Source organism: Draconibacterium sp., from assembly GCF_041583095.1.
GTDB lineage: Bacteria > Bacteroidota > Bacteroidia > Bacteroidales > Prolixibacteraceae > Draconibacterium.
Map to the genome: position 1 here is coordinate 1 of NZ_JBFHGM010000395.1, position 3453 is coordinate 3453.

A 3453-nucleotide genomic window follows, 5' to 3' on the forward strand; every position below is an offset into this window, starting at 1 on the left:
ACACAAATGCCTGTGGGTTTTCATTCCGATTATACGACGAAAACAGCTACTGGACAACACCCGGAATATACGATATTGGTAACGAAGATCAGGTGGTGGTTTCGCTTGATAAAATGAACAAAGACGGAACAACAACCAAATTGGATCCCTCACATATTTATAATGTTGGTTTCTGGTCAACCGGTGGTTGTCCGCTAATCATCAATGATATATACCTCACTAACGACGAAAATTACGCAAAGCCTACCGGAATAGATGATCTTTTCCCGATTGATTCAGAACCCGAATTTGTGGATGTTTATTCCATTACCGGGGCGAGGATACGCTCGCAAGTAAAAAGATCCCAGGCAACAAAGGGGCTAAAAGATGGGATTTATATAGTTGGTAGAAAGAAAGTTGTTGTGGTTGGAAACAATTAAAACAGTATCAAAAATGAGCTTTAACTTTTATAAAAACAGAGTAGGAACAGTAACCCTTGTGGTGCTGCTTATCATTTCTGTCCATGGTTTTGCTCAGAACAGTAATTCTGAAAACACGGAAAGTATTTACCGTGATTTTAAAACCGAGTTGATGTGGAAAGCCAATGTGAAAATTGGTACGATGATAAATGTTGGCGAAAGTAAACGCGGAACACGTCGTGTGATTCCCATTACAGGCGGAACTTTTAGCGGGCCAAATATAAAGGGCGAGGTTTTACCCGGTGGCGAAGACTGGCAATTGGTTCGTCCCGATGGCGATACCGAACTGTATGCCCGTTATTTAATGAAAACTGAGGACGGAACAGTACTGCAAATTTTAAATAAAGCGCTAATGCACACTCCTGCACAAGGAGAAGAAAGTGACTTTTACGTGAAATCGGTGATCGATATTGAAGCTCCAATTGAAAGTGCTTACGATTATTTAAACCACGCAATATTTTTAGGAACACTCGAAATGCCTCGGTTAAAACCCAATGAAGAGCCTTATGTAATAATTGGGGTTTACAAGGTATTGTGAGCCCCAAAATAGCTTGAACTAATCTACAGAGCAAATTAAACTTTATAAACTGAAACAAATCTTGAATAAAAGCTGAACATATCAAACCTATACCTTTAATAATAAACAATTTTAATAAAATGAAAACACGTTCTTTTTTCCTGGTAATCCTGATGCTGTTTCTGATAACAAACAGCCGGGCTCAAGTAGTAAAAGCTAAAAATCCAATCATACACGCCGATGTTCCCGATGTTTCGATGATCCGCGTTGGCGATAATTATTACATGAGTAGCACTACCATGCATATGGCGCCGGGAGTGCCGGTTATGAAATCGAAGGATCTGGTAAACTGGGAGATGGTGAGTTATGCTTACGATAGGCTGGCAGACAATGATGCTATGAATCTCGACAACGAAAAACGCGCCTATGGAAAAGGATCGTGGGCGAGCTGCATTCGATACCACAACAACACCTATTATGTTTCAACCTTTTCGAGTACTACCGGCAAAACATATGTTTTCACAACCAACAACATTGAAAAAGGCGAATGGAAACGACACGAGTTTTCTCCGAGTTTGCACGACAATACCTTGTTTTTAGACGATGATGGCAAAATTTATATGATTTGGGGAGCCGGAAGATTAATGATTGCCGAACTGGAACCTGATTTTTCGGGTGTTAAGGAAGGAACAGAAAAAGTATTGATTGAAAATGCAAGTGCACCGGCTGGCGACAATATTATGCTGCCAGCAGAAGGCTCGCAACTTTTTAAAGCAAATGGAAAATATTACCTGTTTAACATTACCTGGCCGCGCGGCATCATGCGTTCGGTTGTTATTCACCGGGCCGATAATATTAATGGTCCGTGGGAAGGTCGCCTGGCCTTGCAGGATAAAGGTGTTGCACAGGGCGGATTGATCGACACGCCGGATGGAAAATGGTTTTCTTTTCTTTTCCGCGATTATGGTTCGGTAGGCCGCATTCCGTACTTAGTACCTGTGAAATGGGAAGATGGCTGGCCTGTTTTGGGTGTTGATGGAAAAGTTCCCGATGAACTGGATTTACCGGCAAGCAAAGGCTTAATTCCTGGAATTGTGAATTCCGATGAATTTACCCGCAAAAAGAATGATCCAGATCTGCCACTGGTTTGGCAGTGGAATCATAATCCGGTGAATGAACTTTGGTCGGTACGCGACCGCAAAGGATATTTACGGCTTACCACCGGCCGTGTTGACAATAGTTTTGTGTATGCAAGAAACACCCTTACTCAGAGAACTTTTGGCCCGGTAAGTTCGGCCAATACATTAATGGATGCTTCGAACATGAAAGATGGCGATTTTGCCGGATTGTGCGCCTTACAAAGAAAGTATGGACAAGTAGGCGTAAAAATGATTGATGGCGAGAAATTCATTTACATGATCAGCAACGAAACCGATACCCCGGTAGAAATGGAAAGTCTCCCGTTAACACAAAACGAAGTGTATTTTAAAATCGACTGCGATTTCCGCGAACGCAAAGATATTGCTCGCTTTTATTACAGTCTCGATGGGAAAACATGGACAGCAATTGGAGGTCCGCTAAAAATGGAGTATACCCTGATGGAACATTTTATGGGCTATCGTTTTGGGCTGTTTAACTATGCCACAAAGAATACCGGAGGATACGTTGATTTTGACTATTTCAGAATTAGTGATCAGATTTCAGCAGACACTGTAAATAAATAAACTGCATTCTTAAAAAACTAAATCAAAATTGTAAAACAATGAAACTTAAAACTTATGTTCTTCTACTGGCTGCCCTGTTGGTGGTTCAGTTAAAAGGATTTTCGCAGGATCCTAATTTTCATATTTATCTCTGCTTTGGGCAATCAAATATGGAAGGGAGTGCGCGTATTGAAGCGCAGGATACTGAAGATGTAGATCCACGTTTTCAGGTAATGTCAACCATCGATTGCTCCGAACTGGGCAGAACAAAAGGAAGCTGGTACACGGCTGTACCGCCTTTATGCCGTTGTAAAACAGGTTTAACGCCTGCCGATTATTTTGGCAGAACACTGGTTGAAAATTTGCCTAAACATATTAAAGTAGGTGTTATTAATGTTGCCGTTGGCGGTTGTAAAATTGAATTGTTTGACAAGGATAGTTGTGAATCATACGTGGAAACAGCTCCCGGTTGGATGATGGGCATGCTCAAACCCTACGACAACGACCCGTATAGCCGTTTGGTTGAAATGGCAAAGCTGGCTCAAAAAGATGGTGTTATAAAAGGTATTTTGTTGCATCAGGGCGAGTCGAACACCGGCGATTCGTTATGGACTGAGAAAGTTAAAGTTGTATACGACAACCTGCTTGCCGATCTTGGCCTTCAGGCCGAAAATGTGCCTTTACTTGCCGGAGAAGTGGTTGGCGATGACCAGGGTGGAAGTTGCGCAAGTATGAATAAAATTATTGCTACACTGCCCGATGTAATTCCCAATGC

At 41.9% G+C, this 3453-nt stretch carries 3 protein-coding genes and 1 pseudogene; all 4 read left to right on the forward strand.

Annotated features, from left to right (window positions below):
- Window positions 1–419, forward strand: a pseudogene (locus ABZB17_RS21640) (xylan 1,4-beta-xylosidase); the annotation flags it as partial.
- 13 nt (window positions 420–432) lie between these two features.
- Window positions 433–996: a DUF3237 family protein gene (locus tag ABZB17_RS21645; RefSeq protein ID WP_372653584.1), complete on the forward strand. Its 564-nt coding sequence runs from the start codon at window positions 433–435 to the stop codon at window positions 994–996.
- A gap of 119 nt (window positions 997–1115) precedes the next feature.
- On the forward strand, window positions 1116–2699 hold the full coding sequence (locus ABZB17_RS21650) for a glycoside hydrolase 43 family protein (protein ID WP_372653586.1): 1584 nt from the start codon (window positions 1116–1118) through the stop codon (window positions 2697–2699).
- 38 nt (window positions 2700–2737) lie between these two features.
- Window positions 2738–3453 (forward strand): sialate O-acetylesterase (locus tag ABZB17_RS21655; protein WP_372653588.1); only part of this gene is annotated, 716 nt, incomplete at its 3' end.

Excerpts from the sequence above, each read along its gene's own strand:
- ABZB17_RS21645 (WP_372653584.1), top strand. The coding sequence starts at position 433 with ATGAGCTTTAACTTTTATAAAAACAGAGTAGGAACAGTAACCCTTGTG.
- ABZB17_RS21650 (WP_372653586.1), top strand. The coding sequence starts at position 1,116 with ATGAAAACACGTTCTTTTTTCCTGGTAATCCTGATGCTGTTTCTGATA.